Source organism: Bacteroides sp. Phil13 (assembly GCF_001940965.1).
GTDB classification, from domain to species: domain Bacteria; phylum Bacteroidota; class Bacteroidia; order Bacteroidales; family Bacteroidaceae; genus Bacteroides; species Bacteroides intestinalis.
Map to the genome: position 1 here is coordinate 319,302 of NZ_MSHA01000103.1, position 21,564 is coordinate 340,865.

Below are 21,564 nucleotides of genomic sequence, written 5' to 3' on the forward strand. Positions count from 1 at the left end.
AATGGTTAATACTAAAACCCTGTGGTTATTTTATACTGTATCACATTCTTGTCAGATTCAAAATAAGCGATATCCGCATATCCATTTCTATAGGGAATTCGTTTCTGCTTCCTCTGTATGGTAGCATTTTGAGGTGATATGGCCTGAAAACAAATTTGACCATCACGAGACTGCAATATCACTTTCCCATTTTGAAAATCAATTTTAGTTTCTTCCATACCATCATTTATTAACATGGGGTAACATGCCCGCACCTTTTTCACATTCCCTTTCAGAATATCACGCACAGTAATTCCGGTATGATCAATATAAACACGTTGCGAAATCTGAGTAACTCCATCAAATCTACCAGTATAAACGACTTCAAATGCAACTCCGTCTACAGATTGTCTAACATTCCTCACATCTATTTCAGGAAGTTTACTGCCTTTGTATGCAGAAAAGTAAGATGTATCCGGAAATAATATGTTAGTATATTCCGCTAAGCGATATACTCCACCCGTAGCATCATGCCATTCAGGTCCAACTGCATACAGTTCTCCACCTAAATCCTGCTTCTTCTTGTTATCCCATTTATGAGGAATTCCATCCGAAGGACCTAACTGTGGATTTGAATTCTTCAGATGTATTCTGATGAGTCCTGTTGCATTATAACGAGGATCTCCACTGAGCTCATACTCAACATAGTTTCCGCCAGAATTAGCAAAAACCTTATGGAACACGTCTTTCATAACCAAAACATATCCACCGATATCGGCCGGAGACGGAGATTCTTTAATAGAATTATCAGTATATAAATAGGCAACACACATTAGCCAGCATGCCAACAGATTATACTGTGATTGCGCTGAATAACTTTCATACCCATGCATCACTTCGATAGGAAAACGGTTTTTCACAATAAATCCGCTTCCATCTTCTCTTATCCATCTTCCGATGCTCCTAAGTGCTAAATGCGCAGCTCGTTTAAAGGCGCCTGCTTCCTGCTCTTTTCCTAAAGCTGCATATTGTGAAGCGTAAATCTCATAAGTCACGGTTGCCGCTGCTTCATTCCAGATATGTTGAGCACTTCTGCCGCCTGTCGGCACCTCTCCATAAGGCGATTGCATGAAAAGAGAAGTCCATGCTCCCAAACATAATTTGCGGGAATAAAAATCAAAAAACGTTCCGTTATATCCTTCCGCCAAAATAGAAGCCATAAACTGCCTCGTAAACTCATCATACACCATTGGCGGATTAGTCTTATTATCTATATACAAGCCAAACTCAGACATATATTGCTGCTGGTGTTCCAGATGAATATGAAAGAAATCTTTGTGATCGTTAATCCCTTTTTTTAACCGTAAATATTCACCAGCTAAAGCCACAACATTGTGATTATAACAGATTTTCTTACGCTTCAAGTTATCCCGATATAGCACATACGGATCAATTTCAGCCATTTTTTCGTGCCAGACAATCATTTGTGCTTCAGAAACCAATCCTTTATAAAGATCCATCGCCAGCATGATAGGCTGAATAAAGAATTCACCATGGTGATGGGCACACCTGTTCTCATGCATCTCACTCACTGAACAATCCAAAGCCTTTATTCCACTCTTTACCAAGGCATCATCTTTCAAGTATCCCGTTTGAGCCAGTAACCCTATAGACAGAGCATAGCAAGGAGTCGAGTATTGCCATTCGATTTTATAGACCGGATCAATAATTGCTCCCGTCACTTTATCCTGACAAGACGCAAATGCACGAACCTGGCATTCTATCAATCTCAAATATTCATTATTATCTAATCCTGATGATTGAAAATCAACTACCCGCTTCTGATTCTTCAAAAAAGTTTCTACCAACTGCCCTAATTGAGGATTATCTTCCCGAATATTTTGTTCAGCCAATAACATATTATTTATATCTCTTAATGAAGCAGCATCTACCTTCGATGCGAATATCAAAAGACATAAACTGCCCCAAATGATTTTATATAAAAGCTCCGTTTTCATGGTTTTATAGCTTTATCAAGTTTCACATCTGGATTTCCACACCATATCTTCTTTCCAGTCCATTCGGCATACGAAGTATTCCAAAATTCATCAATAGTAGAAAGTCCCAATGCCGCAAAAGCTGCTGTACACAGATAGAGACTTCCCGTAGATATATATCTTTCAGCTATTTGTGGTTGATGACCTGCAAATCCTAATGTCAGCCATCCATCTGCATCAAAATTCCCTTTAACCGACATGTGTTTCTTTATAACAGCTGTCAGAGCACATCTAACCTGTGCCTTTGTAACCGATACCGGCAACAAATCTTTCAATGCAGCTTGGGATAGTACATGAAACGTCCCGAACCTATAAGCTATTGACCGGCCTATCACCGGATAAGCTCCATCCGGAGAAATCATTCTTTCTTGTTGTTCTGCATATCTGGAAAAGCGCTTTTTCTCCAACTGATAAAATTCTTCTTCACCTTTTGCATACTTTTGCATTACTTCCAGCACATCCAATAACATAGGATGGATCACATAGCTATTATAATAATCCATATGTAAATCTACCCCATCTCCATACCATCCATCACCTTTATACCATTCCTTGAAACGCATAATGGCATAGTTAACAGGTTCCATATTACATTCTCCTGTTAATTCCAGTAAAGTAGCTTCTACCATGGCTGAAAATAATAACCAATTACTCTCTATCGGTTTTATCTTACGTATCTGCTGCAATGCGTTCAATACGTTCTGCCGAGTCTTGTCCGAAAGATTTCCCCAAATTTGTTTAGGGGCACGTAATATCCCCTGACAGAAAAAAGCAGCATCCACCAACGGTTGTCGTGTCACCACAAAGTTTAAATAATCAGGAGACTCGGGATTGAAACCATTATCTATGGAGAGAAGCATCAGACGTATATACTTATTTCTCAATCTTCCCTCTTCTGTTTCATCAGGGCCAAGTTCCAGCCAGGGAGCCATACCAACTAACAAACGCCCCAAAGCTTCTAAATGAGTAGTACGTGTATTGGGAGGATTCAATGCACCGGATATAGTTTCTACCGGCATATTCTTCTTCAGTTCTCCCTTACTCATATTTTCTAATACCGGGTCCGCTATTTTTGTCAATACAGTAACCCAATAAGCACGATCCTCCAAGCCTGATGGATTTTGTGAATAACCACATAAGCTTATTAACAGGAACAATGCACAAGTAAGAATATTCTTTTTCATGATTCTATAGTATATTGATTATGGTTTCATAAATTTATCAATGGGAAACTCTTCCCCGGAAAAGGCTTTAATGCTGGTCCACGGGGAAAGAGGAGCTGTCCAGAAAACATCATCTGCCGGCAAACCTAGAGGAAGAAAACCTAAAGAACAGAGATAGACACAAGGAGTTGATAAATAAGAATCACCTAATTCTGGCTGTTCACCACACACTCCAATCGTTAACCAACCATTTTTATCAAAGGTACCCGGCTGTTCAAATAAACGCTTCAACATGGCAGTCATTGCCCCCCGTACTTGGCCCACTTTTAAACTTGATGGAAGTTGATGAAATAATGCACTGGCTCCCAGAACTTGAAAAGCTGCCGAACGATAACTTACTGAACGTCCCAATACCGGATAACTTCCATCCGGTGCAATCATGCGTTCCTGAATTTCCGCATATCTAACGAAACGTTTCCACTCTTTGTCTAAAAGTGTCTGATAAGATGAATCATATTTCACTACAACCTTTAAAACCTGTAACAACATAGGATGAATGACATAACTATTGTAATAATCCAAATGAAAATTCTCCCCATCTCCATAAACTCCGTCTCCCTTATACCATTGTTCGTGTGATGAAATAGCCTTCTCTATAACTTCAAAATTCCATTCATTACCGAAACTTTTCAATCCACATTCCACCATCGCAGAAAACAATAGCCAATTATTATTTCCCGGCTTCATTGTACGTGTCGATTTCCATTGTTCTATTAAACGTTGTTGAGTCTTATCATCAAGATTTCCCCATAACTGAGTGGGTGCCTGTAACAATCCTTGTATCAAAAAGGCACTATTCACCAAAATCTGCCGTGTGGCTGTGCTATTAAAATAATCATCAGCATGAGGGTTTACAGAATTCTTCAACCCCTTACAGACCATTTTAATATATTTATCACGCAATTGTCCTTCTGCTGTTTTATCTGGTCCCAATTCCAACCATGGTGCTATTCCTGCTATTGTTCGTCCCACCGACTCCATATGTGTAACAAACTCCCTGCTACTAGCTTTCGCAGATGAAGAACGTCCAACAGGAATATTCTTTTTTAACTGGTCCTTACTCAAATTACTCAAAACCGGATCTGCTATCTTTAATAGCGTATGTACCCAATATTCTCTATCACTTTGGGAAGCACCTTGCCCTTGTACAGCAGAAATTGCCATAAAAGAAAAGAAAAGAGCTGATGCAAATTTAATCAGTTGATGTGTCATAGCTTTATTTTTAGATTATAACTCGTGGTTACAAAACTATGGAAAAAAACAAATTTCAAATAAGATAGAAATTCTAATATATATCCATTTCATCCACAAAATCCCTCCTCCACTAAAAAGGACAATATTGCTATTATTTGAACGATTGTATTATCGAATCTAAAAGCGAAGCATTATTTTTGTACCACAATCAGTAATAAATATACTATGAGAAACGTCATACTGTTAACACTTTACATACTAATAGGAAATATATCCGGTACATCTCTTTATGCAAATAACAGCATAAAATTACATGCATCGCATATATCCATTAATAAAGGAATGCATCAGTCGACAATTCATGCCATGTATCAGGATGAGTTTGGAATGATATGGTTTGGTACCAAAAGAGGATTAGTAAGATACGATGGAACTCAAATGAAATTCATACAAAAACTTTATAATGACATTCCTGATGCAGAAGAGTTGGTACGTTCCATTACGGGGGATCAAAATGGCAATATTTATATAGAGACACGTTCAGGCATTATAGAGTATAACATAAAAAAAGATCATTTCCGTAAAATAACCCCTTATTCACAATGCATGTACTATTCGGACTCTTGCTTATGGATAGGGTATAAAAATACAATCTACCAATGGAAGAACAATATATTAAAACTGCATTTGCAGTTACCAAAGGAATCTTGCATTATAGATTGCATCACTGAAACATCTCAAGGAAATCTGTACATAGGCACCAGAGACGACGGTATATTCCTCATCAGAAGGAATAAAGACACAAAACAGATGTTGGCTAATATCAACCAGATACGCCAATTATACATTGATTCAGAACAAAAGATATGGGTCGCTACCCGAAGGAACGGATTATTCCTCATAGATAGTGATGAAAATATCAAAAATTTTAATTATTCAGAAAACAGCAATAATTGCATATCAAGTGACATTGTACGATCTATATGCGAAGACAATGCAGGTAACTTATGGATTGCCACTTTCAATGGATTAAATAAATATGATAAAAAAGAAAGAAAGTTCCTCCAATATGAGTTTATTAACGAAAATGCCTATACCCTAAATGATGCATCTATCTATTGCTTAATGAAAGATCAACAAGGAACTATTTGGAGCGGTTCGTTTTATGGTGAAATAAATTGCTTTCACCCGGAGCACAGTACATTCTCCTATCATTTTGTCACTAAAGATATAATGCCATCCTCCCCATCTAAACATGCAATCTTCGGAAAAACAGTAGAAGATAATGAAGGGAATTTATGGATGGCAACAGAACGAGACGGATTATATTTTTTCAATACACACACCAAAGCTTTGAAAAAGCTACCATTCACAGACAACGTGCAAACCTTATATCTGGATAAACCCAAAAACATCCTATGGATCGGAACATTACTTGGCGGACTAAAAAAATATGATCTGCAAACTCAATCCACTCAGGTATTTCTCAGAAACGTATTACACAACAATAGCATCAGAGAAATTATCCCTTATAATGATTCCCTAATCATAGCTACGCATAACGGCATCAGTATATTTGATACTCATACAAATAAAAGTACCATCCTCTCTTCAGAACAGATAGATTTACAGAGAATGTCTGTGACAACCATCCTATTAGACTCCCAAAAACAACTATGGATTGCTGTTCAGAATCAATTACTTTGCTATAACCTACTCAATAAATCATGGCAGCATATTTGTATTCGTAAATCAGAGAACTGTATAGTCAACAAGATTATTGAGAATCGGAATGGAGATATCTTAATAGGAACCTCCAGACATGGAATATTTCGGAAAAGAAAAGGAGAAGCAGAATTAGAACCTTTTGCCACAGATGCCATCTTGATGAAAGACATTATAGATATGTGTGAAGATAAGTATGGTGGTATTCTTATTGTTACCAATGAAGGACTCATTTATATAGATAATGAAGAAGAAATTACCAATATTGATAAAAACCGATTCTTATCTACTTTCCAGGTAAATAGCAACTGCTTATTTCTGGACCGAAACAATAATGTCTATTTAGGAGGAATCAATATGTTCTGTTCATTCCCTTTAAAGCAAATTTTCAACAAACCAGAACATTATCAAGTAGGTATATCTGAATTCTCCGTCAATGATACTCCCTTGGAGGTAGACTCAACCGGAAAAACACTTAAGCAATCCATTCTTTACACTAACAGGATTGAATTGCCTTACGATCAGCATGCCATAGGAATCAGAGCATATACCAATAACTATGCCGCCTCTTTTACCTGTGGCATTAAATATAAACTGGAACCTTTTGACAAAGAATGGAAACGCACCAATAGTTTAAATGAAATAAGCTATACCAATTTATCACCAGATAAATACATATTACATATTCAAGGAGATGTAGCCTTAGCCAACGGAGAATTTCCGGAGCGCAAACTCGATATCATAATAAATCCTCCTTTTTATCAAACCCCTCTTGCTTACATATTATATATTCTATTAACCATTCTATTACTATACGAAGCATACCAAGTAATCATCTTACGTTCATCTCTAAAAATAGAAAAGGAACAGAAGCGAAATATGGAACAACTCAATCAAAGCAAACTACGTTTCTTCACTAACATATCTCATGAATTCAAAACACCCTTAACACTTATATCCAATCAAGTCGAACTATTATTACAGAGTAAAAATATACCTCCAAAGCTAAATACTAAGTTACTAAATATTTGGAGAAACATCACCAGATTAAATCAACTCATCATAGAGCTGATGGAATTCAGAAAACAAGAACAGGGTTTCACTCCTTTAAAGGTAAACTGTTATAATTTAATAGACATAGTGAATAATGTGGTAGACTCTTTCAAAGAGTATGCACAAACAAGAAAAATAAACCTAACTTTACTTGCCGGACAAGATGATATTTCTTTTTATTTTGATAAACAGTTAATTGAAAAAGCACTGTTTAATTTGTTATCCAATGCTTTTAAATTTACTCCAGAAAATGGCAGTATTTTCGTACGAGTAAAATATGAAAGCATGAAAGTTTCATTGGAAATCTCAGATACAGGTGTAGGCATTAATACCAGAGAGCTAGAAAATATATTCATCCGGTTTTACCAAACAGATAATACTTGTTTCACTAATAATATCGGAACTGGAATCGGCTTGGCCTACACAAAAAATATAGTAGAGGCCCATAAAGGAGTAATCACAGTTAAAAGTATTAAAGGAAAAGGTAGTTGTTTCACTATACAACTGCCTACTGATATACAATATCCTCCCAGCAATATTCAGGAAAATTTGCCTATCATAGAAGATTACAACCTCAATGCAGTTGGTTTCATCTCCACAGATACACTGGAAGGAGCAGAAGAAGAAAGAAAGGAAAATAGTGAAAAGTATTATAAGCTATTAATTATAGAAGATAACCAGGAACTCAGGCAACTACTCACAGAAGTATTTTCTGACCTCTACAATGTCGAAACAGCAGAGAATGGTAAAAAAGGATATGAAAAAGCTCTCTCTGTTATACCCGACATCATTATCAGTGATGTTGTTATGCCGGAGATGTCCGGAACAGAGTTATGTCAGAAACTAAAAAACAATATAAAGACTTCTCACATTCCCATCATTTTATTAACATCACAAACAGCTTCTGAATACATTATTGAAGGTTTGAAAATTGGAGCAGACGACTATATCTGCAAGCCTTTCAGCATTAAACAATTGATTGTCAGATGTAATAACTTAATCAATCTACGCAGAACATTACAACAAAAATATGCTAAAGAAAGCAATTCCAGCAGTGAATTAATTGCCACATCTACATTAGATCAGACTTTATTAGATAAATCTATCGAGTTAATAGAAAATAACCTAGAGAATCCCGTGTTCAGTGTTGATTTCCTAGCACAAGAGCTCTGTATAGGACGTACCAAATACTTCACGAAGATAAAAGCAATCACAGGTATGACACCTAACGAATTTATTATAAACATCAAACTTAAATTAGCTTACCGGAGTATTGAACAACAACCGGATATCTCTATTACAGAACTCGCTATGCAATTGGGGTTCAGTTCTACCAGCTATTTCATCAAACGATTTAAAGAATTTTCCGGAATGACACCTAATCAGTACAAGCAAAAGATAAATGAGAATGGCACAGCATAGCAAATTATCCTTCCTCCACCTGCATCGCCACAATCTCCTGTAAAACGCCAACAGCCGTTTCTACATTCTTCACATCTTTTACCAGCATACTGCGACGGGTATTCTGCTCACGCAGATCGCAACGGCGGGTATATTTCATCATATAAGCAATGACTTTACCAAACGCCTGACTCTGATAGTACGGACTATCCGGATTAGAAACAAAGAACAATGACATACGTCCTCCCTTGAGAAAAACCTTCTCTGCACCAAGACGTGCAGCAAGGCGGCGTAAAGGTACAATCCGTAGTAGTTCTTCCGTTTCTGACGGGATAGGACCAAACCGGTCTATAAGACGGGTACGGAAATCCTCCACATCTTTATCCAACGTCAGACTATCTAATTCGCGGTAAAGCAACATACGTTCGCTACTACCTGTAACATAAGTGGCAGGAAGCAACAATTCCAGGTCACTCTCTACCTGACATTCATCTACAAATTGCTCTCCACTGATGACGCCACCCTCCGCTTTCAGTTCTTCGGCATAAAGTTCTGCAAATTCGTCCGTCTTCAGTTCATGTACAGCTTCCGACAGTATCTTCTGATAGGTTTCATAACCCAGATCGGCAATAAAGCCACTCTGTTCCGCACCGAGCATATTGCCTGCACCACGAATATCGAGATCCTGCATGGCTATGTGAATTCCACTGCCCAAGTCACTGAAATTCTCAATAGCTTGCAGACGACGCCTTGCTTCAGGAGTCAGGGAAGAAAGCGGAGGAGCCAACAAATAGCAGAATGCTTTCTTATTGCTTCGTCCTACACGACCACGCATCTGATGCAAGTCACTCAGTCCGAAATTCTGTGCCTGATTGATGATAATGGTATTGGCATTCGGAATATCAATGCCGCTCTCTATAATTGTAGTGGCTATCAGCACATCATAATCATAATTGACAAAGCCGAAAATAATCTTTTCCAATTCGGTTGGCTCCATTTGTCCATGCCCGATGGCTATACGGCAATCCGGAATATGCCGTTCAATCATCGCTTTTAATTCAGGCAAATTAGAAATACGGTTGTTTACAAGAAAGACCTGTCCGTTCCGGCTCATTTCAAAGTTAATAGCATCCACTATAACTTCCTCATTAAAGGTATGCACTTCAGTCTGAATAGGATAACGGTTTGGAGGAGGCGTTTGAATAACGCTCAGGTCACGTGCCCCCATTAATGAGAACTGCAATGTACGTGGAATAGGCGTGGCCGTCATGGTCAAGGTGTCTACATTGACCTTCAACTGGCGCAACTTCTCCTTAACGGATACACCGAACTTCTGTTCTTCATCAATAATCAGCAACCCCAAGTCCTTGAATTGTATGTCCTTACCCAAAATCCGATGTGTACCGATAAGTATATTCACATCACCTGCCGCCAGTCCTTTTACGACCGCTTTTGCCTGAGCTGCCGTACGGGCACGACTCAGGTACTCCACCCTACAAGGCAAATCTTTCAAACGCTCTTTAAACGTCTGGAAATGTTGGTAAGCCAACACGGTGGTAGGTACCAGAACCGCTACCTGTTTATTGTCCGCCACAGCTTTAAAAGCAGCACGAACTGCCACTTCTGTTTTACCAAACCCTACGTCTCCACAAACCAGACGATCCATAGGACGGTTACTTTCCATATCCGCTTTTACATCCGCCGTTGCTTTACTTTGGTCTGGTGTATCTTCGTAAATAAAAGATGCTTCCAGTTCCCGTTGCAAGAAACTATCCACACTGAACTGAAAACCTTTTTCCTCACGACGCTGAGAATACAATTTTATGAGGTCACGGGCAATATCCTTAATTTTGGTCTTAGTACGCTCTTTAAGTTTCTCCCAGGCTCCCGTACCCAATTTATTCAAACGGGGAGCTTCACCATCTTTTCCTTTGTACTTTGAAACTTTATGTAATGAATGGATAGAAACAAAAACTACATCTTCATTCTGATAAACCAGTTTCATCACTTCCTGCGTTGTATCACCGTTAGGAATACGCACCAATCCGGAAAAGCGCCCCACACCATGATCGGTATGTACCACGTAATCTCCCGGTGTAAACTGATTCAACTCTTTCAGACTCAGAGCAACCTTGCCACTACGTGCTTTATCACTTTTGAGATTATATTTATGAAAACGGTCGAATAACTGATGATCCGTAAAAATGCAAAGCCGCAAGGCATTATCGGCAAAACCTTCATGCAACGTGCGCTCTACAGCTGTAAAAGCAATCTCTTCTCCCCTGTCTTCAAAAATGGCACGAATACGGTCAGTCTGCTTCATGCTGTCACTACAAATGTAAAGCGCATACCCTTTCTCCATATACTCTTTGAAGCTTTCGGCCACCATATCAAAGTTTTTATGGAATATAGGCTGGGCAGATGTATCGAATGTCACCGTAGCATCCGGAGTTCCGGTTGGTTTGTTACCGAACTCCATACGGCAAAAGTCCAACGCACGAAGCGTAAACTCACTCCCATCAATCAGCTTTCCATCCAAAGTAATACAACCACTTTCTTCCGCTTCGCGGGCTGCAATCGCTTGTGGGGTAAGTGTTTCATCGTGTACAGTCTGGATACGTTCACGTAGCCAAAGCAGATCACGCATTGCCAATACAGTATTCGCCGAGAGAAAATCCAGGAAGGAAACCATACCGCTTGCATCCCCCTGTTCCAAACTACGGCTCAAATCCGGCACGATAACAATACTGTCTTTCTTTTCTTTAGAAAGTTGCGTTTCTACTTCAAACGTACGGATACTTTCTACTTCATCACCAAAAAAGTCTATACGATATGGAAATTCGGAAGAGAAAGAAAATACATCGATAATACTACCACGTACAGCATACTGCCCCGGCTCATAGACATAGTCCACATACTCAAAACCATAGCTACGCAAGACTTCCGTAATAAAATTCGTATCCACATTTTCCCCTGTATGTAATTTCAGAGTTTTATCTCCCAGTTCCTTCCGGGAAACCACCTTTTCTGCCAAAGCATCGGGATAAGTCACAACACAAAGTCCTTCCTCTCCTTTTTGTAAGCGGCTCAACACTTCTGTACGCAGAATTTCGTTGGCCGCATCTTTCTGCCCGTATTTTATTGCCCTACGAAATGAAGAAGGAAAGAACAAAACTTTCTCAGTCCCCAGTACTTGTGTTAAATCATGGTAAAAATATCCCGCCTCTTCCAGATCGCCCAGAATAAAAACAAAAGGAAACTCTCCGCGTTGCACCAGCACGGACGAAAATAATGAAGCGGCAGAGGCACACAGCCCCCCACAAAAAAGGGTGCGGACAGACGGATTCTTCAGCAGGCCACTTATTGCTTCCACATTGGGGTGAGTGGCATATCGTTGTTGTAGCTCGGTAATTGTCATCATAACGGGCGCGAAATTACTAAATAATCCTTAGATTTATTCGTATGTGGCAGAAAACACTTAACTTTGTTCCCAATTAGAACCCCCTTTTATGAATATGCAGACATCGGACAGCATCGTTATCATTCCCACATACAACGAACGGGAAAACATCGAAAACATTATCCGCGCCGTTTTCGCCTTGGAAAAAGTATTCCATATCCTTATCATTGAAGATGGCTCGCCTGACGGCACTGCCAGCATCGTCAAAACGTTGCAGCAAGAGTTTCCCGAACGCTTATTCATGATAGAGCGGAAAGGAAAATTAGGATTAGGTACCGCCTACATTGCCGGGTTCAAATGGTCTCTAGAACATAATTACGAATACATCTTCGAAATGGATGCTGATTTCAGCCACAATCCAGCCGACCTTCCCCGTCTTTATAAAGCTTGTGCCGAAGAAGGCGCCGATGTTGCCATCGGTTCGCGATATATCAGCGGAGTCAATGTGGTAAATTGGCCCATGGGACGTGTATTGATGTCTTATTTTGCCTCCAAGTATGTGCGCCTTATTACGGGTATCCCTGTACAAGATACAACTGCCGGGTTCAAATGCTACCGCCGCAGGGTTCTGGAAACGATTGATCTCGACGGTATCCGTTTCAAAGGTTATGCTTTCCAGATTGAAATGAAATTCACTGCCTATAAATGCGGCTTCAAGATAGTAGAAGTCCCGGTTATCTTTATCAACCGTGAACTGGGTACTTCAAAGATGAACAGTAGTATCTTTGGAGAAGCTGTCTTCGGGGTTATCAAATTGAAAGTACATAGCTGGTTCCACAAGTACCCGAAAGCTGTGAAAAACGGTTAGTGATTAACGATAAATGATTAGTAGAAAATGAAAAGAACTCTGATACATAACGCTACAATAGTTAACGAGGGACGTTCTGTGCAAGGTTCCGTAGTAATTGAAAACGGAAAGATTGCCGAGGTATTGACTTATGGCAAAGAACTGTCCGCCCCTTGTGATGAAACAATAGATGCCACCGGCTGCTGTCTGCTTCCGGGTATCATTGACGACCATGTACATTTCCGTGATCCGGGACTGACCCATAAAGCGGACATCTTTACCGAAAGCCGTGCAGCTGCTGCCGGTGGTGTCACTTCCATCATGGACATGCCGAACACACAGCCATTGACTACCACGCTCGATGCACTTGAACAGAAATTCGATCTTCTGAATGAGAAGTGTATTGTCAACCATTCCTGCTACTTCGGTGCCACCAATAATAATTACACAGAGTTCAGCAAGCTGGACAAGCATCGGGTATGCGGCATCAAACTCTTTATGGGTTCTAGCACCGGTAATATGTTGGTAGACAAAAGTAACAGTCTGCTGAACATTTTCAACGGAACAGATATGCTGATCGCAACTCATTGCGAGAGCCAGGAGATTATCAAAAAGAATACTGAATATTACAAGGAAATGTTCCGTAACGCACCGGGAATCCCAATCAGCAAACATCTCAACATACGTTCTGCAGCAGCGTGTTATTCCTCATCGCAACTTGCTGTACGTATGGCAAGCCTGGCCGGTGCACGCTTGCATGTGCTGCATGTTTCTACTGCAAAAGAATTGCAACTGTTCAGTGATGCTCCATTGGAAGATAAACATATTACAGCCGAAGCCTGCATTGCCCATCTGCTATATCGCCAACAGGATTATAAAGAACTGGGAACCCGCATCAAATGCAATCCTTCCATCAAGAAACAAGCTGACCGCGATGCCTTACGAAATGCAGTCAACACCGGAGTTATCGATGTCATTGCTACCGACCATGCACCTCACCTGCTCAGCGAGAAAGAAGGGGATGCCCTGAAAGCAATGTCGGGTATGCCAATGATCCAATTCTCCCTGGTCAGTATGCTTGAACTGGCGGAAAAAGGCATTTTTTCTATCGAAACCATTGTTGAGAAGATGTGTCATGCCCCTGCCCAGATATATGGTATCTGCAATCGCGGTTATATTCGCGAAGGCTATCAGGCCGACCTCGTACTTGTCAGTCATGGCGAACGTTGGGAAGTCAATACTGAGAATATACTCAGCAAATGCGGCTGGAGTCCGCTCGAAGGTAATTCTTTCCGTTGGAAAGTAGAAAAGACATTTGCGAACGGGCATCTGATATATAGTGACGGTCAAGTAGATGATACTTACCGCGGTGAAGAACTGAGATTCGATTATTAATACTAAAATTTAGCGATGAATAATTCAGTGGATAAGGTATTGACGTATACCATTCACGAGGTTGTTCCATATATCAACTGGATATATTTCTTTCATGCATGGGGTTTCCAACACAAGGAAAAAGAACGTGCCAAAGCGGCTGAAGCCATGCAGCTGTTTAAGGAAGCAAACCAGATGCTCAACCAACTGGATGAAAATTACCATGTCCACACCATTTTTCGTCTATGTGAAGCCAATGCCGATGGAGATAACCTGATACTGGATGGAAAGCTTTTTCCTCTACTCCGCCAGCAGATCCCACATCCGGATGGCAGTCCCTTTCTTTGTCTTAGCGACTTTGTACGTCCGCTATCTTCAGGTATTCCAGATACGGTAGGTATTTTCGCTGCATCGTGTGACGGAGAAGTGGAACTTCTATACGAAAACGATCCCTACAAACGCATGTTGGTACAGACACTTGCCGACCGGCTTGCCGAAGCAGCAACAGAGAAAATGCACGAATACATACGCAAGGTTGCCTGGGGATATGCTAAAGATGAGAACCTTTCTATTCCGGATTTGTTGAAAGAAAAGTTCCAAGGCATACGACCTGCCGTAGGCTACCCCTCCCTGCCCGACCAGTCTGTCAATTTCCTATTAAACGACTTGCTTCATATGGAGCAAATAGGTATTACTCTGACTGAGAATGGAGCTATGCGTCCGCATGCCACAGTCTGTGGACTGATATTGGCACATCCGGCTGCACGCTATTTCGCTGTTGGCAAGATAGGTAATGACCAACTGGAAGATTATGCACGACGCAAGAAGATGTCCGTAGAGGAAATCAGAAAATTTTTGGCTGCAAACCTGTGATTATCCGACTTCCTTTGCGACTAACAGTACAAAAGCAATTCAAGAAGCAAGAAAAAGACGATGGAGAATGTAGAACAAGAGTTCCTGTCCGTAATACGGGAGTATGAACGCGTCATATACAAAGTGTGCTATTTGTATACTACGCCGAATGCTACCCTGAACGATCTATACCAGGACGTTGTGCTCAATTTGTGGAGGGCCTATCCCAAGTTCCGACGGGAGTGTAAAGTCTCCACATGGATTTACCGCATCGCTTTAAATACTTGTATCAGCTTTATCCGTAAAGAAAAGAACATCCCTGAAATCGTGACCTTGAGTCAAGATTCCGACCGGATGGAAGAATTGGACGAGACACAAAACATGTTAAAGCAACTCTATCGGATGATCAACCGATTGGGACAACTGGAAAAATCCATAATTCTGCTTTACCTGGAAGAAAAAAGCTACGAAGAAATTGCTGAAATTACCGGTCTGACAATAACAAACGTCGCTACCAAAATCAGCCGGATTAAGGACAAACTTAGAAAAATGAACAAGGAGGAATAATATGGAACTGGATGAACTGAAGAAATCTTGGAACGCGCTGGACGAGCAATTGAAGAAAGAGCCGATTGCCGACGAAAAGCAGATTGCGGGCATGATTGCCGAATATAAGGCAAATGCACGCAAAAGCATAGGGCGTCTTACGGGTTGGCAGCGCTTCTCCATAGGCATCGGAGTAGTAGGGCTTGCTCTCCTTCTGGTTATTTGGTTATTGCCATCCATTTTTCAAATCACCGAAGAATGGCAACCTAAGATTAATACACTCGTAATCTTTGTTGGAATCAGTATTCTGATAGGTATCTGGTGGGATCATAAAAACTATCGCTGGATAAGGAACACAAGGATTGACGAAATGCCCGTAGCTATTGTCAGTAAGCGCATGGCCAGTTTCCGCCGATGGACAAGGTATGAGATTATCGCCATTACCGTATGGGTAATTATATTCAATGTTCTTAATTATTGGGTGATGGGATATTATAAGGCATCCTTTGGCGTCCAGGCTACCCTAATCGCATTCTTTGTGCTCTGCGATGTTGCCATCATTTACCTGTTATACAAGAAAGTAGCTTATAAACATCTTAACGATATCAAGAAGAATATAGAAGAATTAGAAGATATATGCACAGAATAACCTTACTCCTTATCCTTTTTCTACTGATCCCTGATGCGTACATCTATTTTATGTACATTATCCGGAAAACCAAAAACATCTGGTTACGTATTATCCACTGGATACCTACCCTCTTATTAATTTCAGGTTACTTTCTGTTGATGCAAGGCATAGGTGAAAATGCAATGGCACACCATGCCCAGGCCATTGGAAGACTGGCAATTGCCATTTTCCTGTTTGCCATCCCCAAAACGATATTTATGATATGCTCACTGGTGGGATTACCTTTCCATTATCTACTGCGCTGGCCCCGTTCGCCATTTACAGCCGTAGGATTGGTGCTGGGAGTAGTCAGTTTCTTCAATATCCTCTATGGCACACTGGTAGGCATCAGTAAGTTTGAAGTAAAAGAAATAGAATTCCATCATCCGAACCTGCCTAAAGCATTCGACGGATACCGCATCGTACAGTTATCTGATATACATATCGGCAGCTGGATAGAGAATGAAAAGCCTATCCATGAATTGGTAAAATTGGTCAATGAGCAAGAACCTGATTTAATTGTGTTCACCGGTGACCTGGTGAATCAACGCAGCTGTGAGCTGGAAGGTTTTCAAAATATTCTGTCGCAACTGCATGCCAAAGATGGAGTATATTCTATTTTGGGTAACCATGACTACGGAAGTTACTACCGTTGGAAAAACCTGAAAGAACAAGTGAATAACCTCGACAACCTGGTGCATATGGAAAAGGCAATGGGATGGAAACTACTGAATAATGAACATACTACATTATACCATCAGGGAGATAGTATAGCCCTTATTGGTGTGGAAAATGATGGAGAACCACCTTTCTCTCAATTTGCCAACTTAAAGAAGGCTTCTGAAGGAACAGACGGTATGTTTCGTGTTTTGTTGAGCCACAATCCTACCCATTGGTGGCGGGAAGTATTGCCGGACACAGACATTGAGCTAATGCTTGCCGGACATACTCATGCAATGCAGGCCATTATGTTCGGTCATTCACTCGCGTCACTGATTTATCCCGAATGGGGAGGAATGTATACAGAAGGAGACCGAGGACTATACGTCAATATAGGTATCGGCTATGTCGGATTGCCATTCCGCTTTGGAGCATGGCCCGAAATTACGGTGCTGACGTTGCGTAACTAATACGTAATAAGATTTTCATTCATACCCAACAAAACGTTGCTTACCTTCTTCAATATAGAAGACTTGTTCTTCTTTGCCCCGAGTAAGATTACGCAACCACAATAAAGCTCCATCCGGTATATTCGTATAAATCAATTCATAGGTAGTAGCTGTCTGTTTGCCAAGTGATTTCCAGCCCATCACACCATCTTGATAAAAAAGTTCATAGCTATTACCGGGCGTAATAAAATTATCGTCATTACGGGGAACAAACAATATTTTCCTGATCCAAGTAGGATCTTGTAAATCAAACGTTACTGTGCCATTTGCTTCCTCAGAAAAGAAAAATGTAAGCCAGTCACCATCATTCGCTTTATCCATAGCATGTGCAGGATTGCCATCAACAGGAGGACAACCTAATATAGCCTTTGAAGAAATTGCCACATCATCATGAATATTCTCATAAAAAGCCAACTCTGCAACCTCCGCACGCCAACCATCACGGGGAACAAAACGTACATAACGGTAAGGGCGTGAAGGATGGGATGGATAAAAGTTTACATTCACCCGAGGTGTATCCGCAATACAATACAAAATTTCCTTATTGCGGAAATTTATATCATTGCTTCCTTCTATTTTAGAACCGGTCATCCACGACATATACTCAAGAATATGATTCTGCAATGGATACTTTCGTTTAATAGACAGAGAAACATTCTTGTCCATATCCGGGACAAAAGTCCGTACCGTATCATCCTTTATCATAAACGGATAACCACATGGCTGGAAAAGCCCTTTCTCATTGCACAAAGGCTGGTAGATGACTCCCGGCTCAATATTCCTCACAATAGCCTGATCACCATCCCGCAAAGCTACGTCCACCGGAACATAACCGAAAGGTGTAAAAATTCCTAAAGCCACAAATTTACTTTTAACCTTCCCATCTATTCTAACTGGATACTCATTGCTCCCGAAATATTCTTCTGTCACGTCTTTCAACAAAGGATTCCGAACCACTGAAGGAGTACTATTATCCTTATATACTCCCTGATATTTCTCCTCTTGAACTCCATACTGCATACGATAAACCTTCCCCTTTTTACGCCCATCAGTCATCCCGACTGCCAGATCCCGGGAATCCATGTACCAAAATGAAAGGGTTTTCCCATCCGTATTTTTAAGTATATTCCAGACATGTGAATTCTGATTGGAAGGAGAATACAGATATTCGTCTATCCCCACAGGAAAACCCAACGACCGGAATATATATACTGTATGATCCGTCGTCTCCTTACAAGTGCCCAACCTGTATTTCAACAGATATTTAGCACCCAAATGCGGTAAATCAAAATCTGAATTAGGAGAAAAAGGGGTTTCATACTTCAAGAATTTATTCAAAGCATCGGCAGCTTCGAGGATATTCTCACCCTGATAAAGAGAATCCAGTATAGGATGGTAATGATCATAATAAGCCTTCCGCCAACTTTCCAAGGGCTCATCTCCCACACGATAAGGTAATATCCATTCACAAAAATCATCAAACGAATAGTATTTAGCCCAAGGTACCCTATTCCAAGTTTCGAAGGCTACGTCTATATTCTCTATCAAAAGAGCGGCTGTCATTCGCTGTACATCCTGTAATATGGACAATGATTTATAATTAAAAGACTTCCACTTTCTTTTCCTTTCACTATCCGGAATATACCCATCTCGCAACGGAGCAGTAGCCAGTACAGCCTTCACACTATCCAGCCGTGCATCCTCATAACCATAATGGTAAGGCATATTCTCAATCAGAAAGCATGCTGCTTTATACTTAAGACTATCATCTTTATAGTATTGGAGTACCTTTTCCAACTCGGTTCTATTTTCACCAGCCAAGGTCAAAGCCCATTCCAAACGATCTACAGTACCCATACATGAAAAAAGAGATAAAACTACAACTATCAGAAAAAAGTTCCTATGCATAATTCTGTCATTACTTAGATAATAATATAGAGGTTTCAATCGATATAAAAGTCTCAATGCCGCTGTATATATTCATCAAAACTATCTGTACCCGATAAAGACAGCTTCATCTTGATACGCTGCTTTGCTTTCAGTACAGACTTTGGAGTAATATTGAAAAGAAGAGAAATAGCCTTATTGGTTAACCGAGCACGCACCAGATAACACAACTTCAATTCTTGCTGGCTCAAATGGTTAGTCTCCAGATCAACCGGAAGCCAATTATCACCATAAAGCAAATCAATCACTGCAAATAAATTCTGCCATTCGTATTCATTCCTTATAATTCCATAGGCAGGAGTCAGATGCAGCTTGAGTAGTTGACTCAAAGCCAACATACGCGAAGAAGAACCGGACAAAGCGGAAAAGTCCTCAAAACGTTTTAATTCTTTAGTCAGTTGTTTATTCCTGAACAACAAGCAAGAACACCAGTTATCGTTGTATGTATCCATAGCTCATTTCATTTTTGTTATTTCACATTTATCTTTTCTAATATCTCCCTGACTTCACTACGCATTTCATCTATGGCAGTTGAGTGCACCTTAGGTTCTTTAGTCAGTACGCTGTCTGCCACTTCTTTCAGCTTGTCGGGTTTATAAAAATCCGGTTCTGCATAAAGTTTAGCTAATAGATAATAGGGGTAAATCCTACTTGGCAAGCGATGAACAGCCCTGTAAAAGAAATTCTCCGCCTGTTCATAACAATGTTGTTCCTGATAATTTTTGCCCATGACGTTCAGTATCATGGGATCAACGCTATGTTTACAAGCCTCTTTTAAATATTTATTGGACTCACTGTACAGAAACGACTTATGCAAACTGTGACCATACTCAAACAGAAATGCCCCTCGGTCTTTCAATATTGAATAGAGTTTCCCATAAGCCTCATTGGCAGCTTTATATGCACCCGAATGATAAAACATCCGCGCATACGTCCACTTTTGGCAAGCATTCTCTGTCTGTTGCCACTTTTCCATACAACCGCCTGCCCACACAATAAGGCAGATACATAAAACAAGAGGTTTACCTATAATATCTCCTACTCCACAAGCAAGAAGCAGACCTAGGCCAGCCACCACAAATGCCGGGAAATGCATTGGATAAGAAGAGAAAGAGAAAACAAGTAAAGACAAGATAGCGCCGCAAATGCCATAGCGCCCACGCTTTACTCCCATCCATAAACATATTCCAATGATTACCAAAACCACGACACAAACTATAATCCCTTCCATCAGTGCCAGTGACAGATATTCATTAAACGCATACTCCGGACTACCCGCTACTCGTTCTTCCCATTCAGCGTAATTCCCTTGTGCAAAATAATTTTCCTGTGCCTCTCCATAAGCAGAGACAAATCCCTTATCACTGCCCCAAGGATGGTTCATTATCGCCTGACAGGTTATTTTCCACATAAACAAACGTCCCAATGCAGAATCAAGTTTCAGAATAAAGGCTCCGCCCCCTCCTAATGCCACTATAAAAAGTACTCCCATGCTCCATAAAACATAACGTTTCCTATACCTTTTCCACAAAATACGCCATCTCCGCCTATCACGATGCATATACGACACCCAGCCGCATCCCATAACCGCTGCAATCCAAGCAGAGCGGCTCATTGTAGCAGGTAGTACACAAAGTATAAGGATACCAATTATGGCAGCAATCCCTCTCTTCAAATTGCGAATCACTGTTTTTTCTTTATAAGTGCATAAGTACAAATGCAGGCAGAGCGGCAACACCATTGCCAGATAACCCGCATACGGTCCCGGATTGAAAAAAGAACCCGTAAGTGCATAGCGGGAATGACCGGAAGCAGCAAAACCATACAGCTGACGCAATCCCCAAATAGCCTCAACAGCACCGCAGAATAAAATCCCCCATGAAACATAAACGGAAAAACCAGAAAACCATAATACATGTTTTCGGCTATCCTTTACCATCAACTGTAACAAGACTGCAATAAGAATACAGCTGCCCGAAAGCAATAGTGCTTTTCCCAACCATACCCACTGTCCCACATTCTCTTCAGCCGGAAGTTCAGGCGTGGTTATACATACTACACTCAGTAACAAAACAAGTGCTATAAAAAAAAATGTTTTATTTACAATATCCACTACCAACAACATAA

14 protein-coding genes are annotated in these 21,564 nt (G+C 40.5%); 7 read left to right on the plus strand and 7 right to left on the minus strand.

What is annotated here, in order from left to right; genetic code table 11:
• Positions 1 to 11: 11 nt before the first annotated feature.
• Genes BWI44_RS21340 through BWI44_RS21350 form a run of 3 tightly spaced genes read right to left on the minus strand, consistent with a single transcriptional unit; the run spans position 12 to position 4,423 of the window.
• The gene (locus BWI44_RS21340) at positions 12 to 1,997 is read right to left on the minus strand and encodes a hypothetical protein (RefSeq protein WP_195209960.1); all 1,986 of its coding nucleotides are present in this window, start codon (positions 1,995 to 1,997) and stop codon (positions 12 to 14) included.
• Positions 1,994 to 3,220: a DUF2264 domain-containing protein gene (locus tag BWI44_RS21345; RefSeq protein ID WP_022392583.1), complete on the minus strand. Its 1,227-nt coding sequence runs from the start codon at positions 3,218 to 3,220 to the stop codon at positions 1,994 to 1,996. Before BWI44_RS21345 ends, BWI44_RS21340 begins: the two co-directional genes overlap by 4 nt.
• Positions 3,221 to 3,238: 18 nt before the next feature.
• The gene (locus BWI44_RS21350) at positions 3,239 to 4,423 is read right to left on the minus strand and encodes a DUF2264 domain-containing protein (RefSeq protein ID WP_390393091.1); all 1,185 of its coding nucleotides are present in this window, start codon (positions 4,421 to 4,423) and stop codon (positions 3,239 to 3,241) included.
• 255 nt (positions 4,424 to 4,678) lie between these two features.
• On the opposite strand from BWI44_RS21350, the gene BWI44_RS21355 reads away from it, so the two are divergent.
• The gene (locus BWI44_RS21355; protein WP_229036255.1) at positions 4,679 to 8,653 is read left to right on the plus strand and encodes a hybrid sensor histidine kinase/response regulator transcription factor; all 3,975 of its coding nucleotides are present in this window, start codon (positions 4,679 to 4,681) and stop codon (positions 8,651 to 8,653) included.
• A 4-nt stretch (positions 8,654 to 8,657) separates the two neighbouring features.
• On the opposite strand, the gene mfd is transcribed toward BWI44_RS21355, so the two are convergent.
• Positions 8,658 to 12,050: a transcription-repair coupling factor gene (gene mfd / locus BWI44_RS21360; RefSeq protein ID WP_138291321.1), complete on the minus strand. Its 3,393-nt coding sequence runs from the start codon at positions 12,048 to 12,050 to the stop codon at positions 8,658 to 8,660.
• Between the two features lie 97 nt (positions 12,051 to 12,147).
• On the opposite strand from mfd, the gene BWI44_RS21365 reads away from it, so the two are divergent.
• Genes BWI44_RS21365 through BWI44_RS21390 form a run of 6 tightly spaced genes read left to right on the plus strand, consistent with a single transcriptional unit; the run spans position 12,148 to position 17,451 of the window.
• The gene (locus tag BWI44_RS21365; RefSeq protein WP_022392587.1) at positions 12,148 to 12,900 is read left to right on the plus strand and encodes a polyprenol monophosphomannose synthase; all 753 of its coding nucleotides are present in this window, start codon (positions 12,148 to 12,150) and stop codon (positions 12,898 to 12,900) included.
• Between the two features lie 27 nt (positions 12,901 to 12,927).
• Positions 12,928 to 14,274, plus strand: coding sequence for a dihydroorotase (locus BWI44_RS21370; protein ID WP_118422823.1), 1,347 nt, complete (start codon positions 12,928 to 12,930; stop codon positions 14,272 to 14,274).
• Positions 14,275 to 14,289: 15 nt separating this feature from the next.
• Positions 14,290 to 15,126, plus strand: coding sequence for a vitamin B12 dependent-methionine synthase activation domain-containing protein (locus tag BWI44_RS21375; RefSeq protein ID WP_195209961.1), 837 nt, complete (start codon positions 14,290 to 14,292; stop codon positions 15,124 to 15,126).
• A gap of 60 nt (positions 15,127 to 15,186) precedes the next feature.
• Positions 15,187 to 15,672 carry an RNA polymerase sigma factor gene (locus BWI44_RS21380; protein WP_007663982.1) on the plus strand — a complete coding sequence of 162 codons (486 nt, stop codon included), beginning with the start codon at positions 15,187 to 15,189 and terminating at the stop codon, positions 15,670 to 15,672.
• 1 nt (position 15,673) lies between these two features.
• Entirely contained in the window at positions 15,674 to 16,300 is a 627-nt protein-coding gene (locus BWI44_RS21385; RefSeq protein WP_007663983.1) for a hypothetical protein, read from the plus strand.
• Positions 16,288 to 17,451, plus strand: a complete 1,164-nt coding sequence (locus BWI44_RS21390; RefSeq protein WP_195209962.1) for a metallophosphoesterase — start codon at positions 16,288 to 16,290, stop codon at positions 17,449 to 17,451. Before BWI44_RS21385 ends, BWI44_RS21390 begins: the two co-directional genes overlap by 13 nt.
• Positions 17,452 to 17,466: 15 nt before the next feature.
• On the opposite strand, the gene BWI44_RS21395 is transcribed toward BWI44_RS21390, so the two are convergent.
• The 3 genes from BWI44_RS21395 to BWI44_RS21405 form a co-directional block, all read right to left on the minus strand.
• Complete coding sequence (locus BWI44_RS21395) at positions 17,467 to 19,347, minus strand: hypothetical protein (protein ID WP_195209963.1); 1,881 nt, start codon at positions 19,345 to 19,347, stop codon at positions 17,467 to 17,469.
• Between the two features lie 104 nt (positions 19,348 to 19,451).
• Positions 19,452 to 19,889 carry a helix-turn-helix transcriptional regulator gene (locus tag BWI44_RS21400; RefSeq protein ID WP_138291147.1) on the minus strand — a complete coding sequence of 146 codons (438 nt, stop codon included), beginning with the start codon at positions 19,887 to 19,889 and terminating at the stop codon, positions 19,452 to 19,454.
• A 17-nt stretch (positions 19,890 to 19,906) separates the two neighbouring features.
• Positions 19,907 to 21,562: an O-antigen ligase family protein gene (locus BWI44_RS21405; protein ID WP_195209964.1), complete on the minus strand. Its 1,656-nt coding sequence runs from the start codon at positions 21,560 to 21,562 to the stop codon at positions 19,907 to 19,909.
• Positions 21,563 to 21,564: the final 2 nt, after the last annotated feature.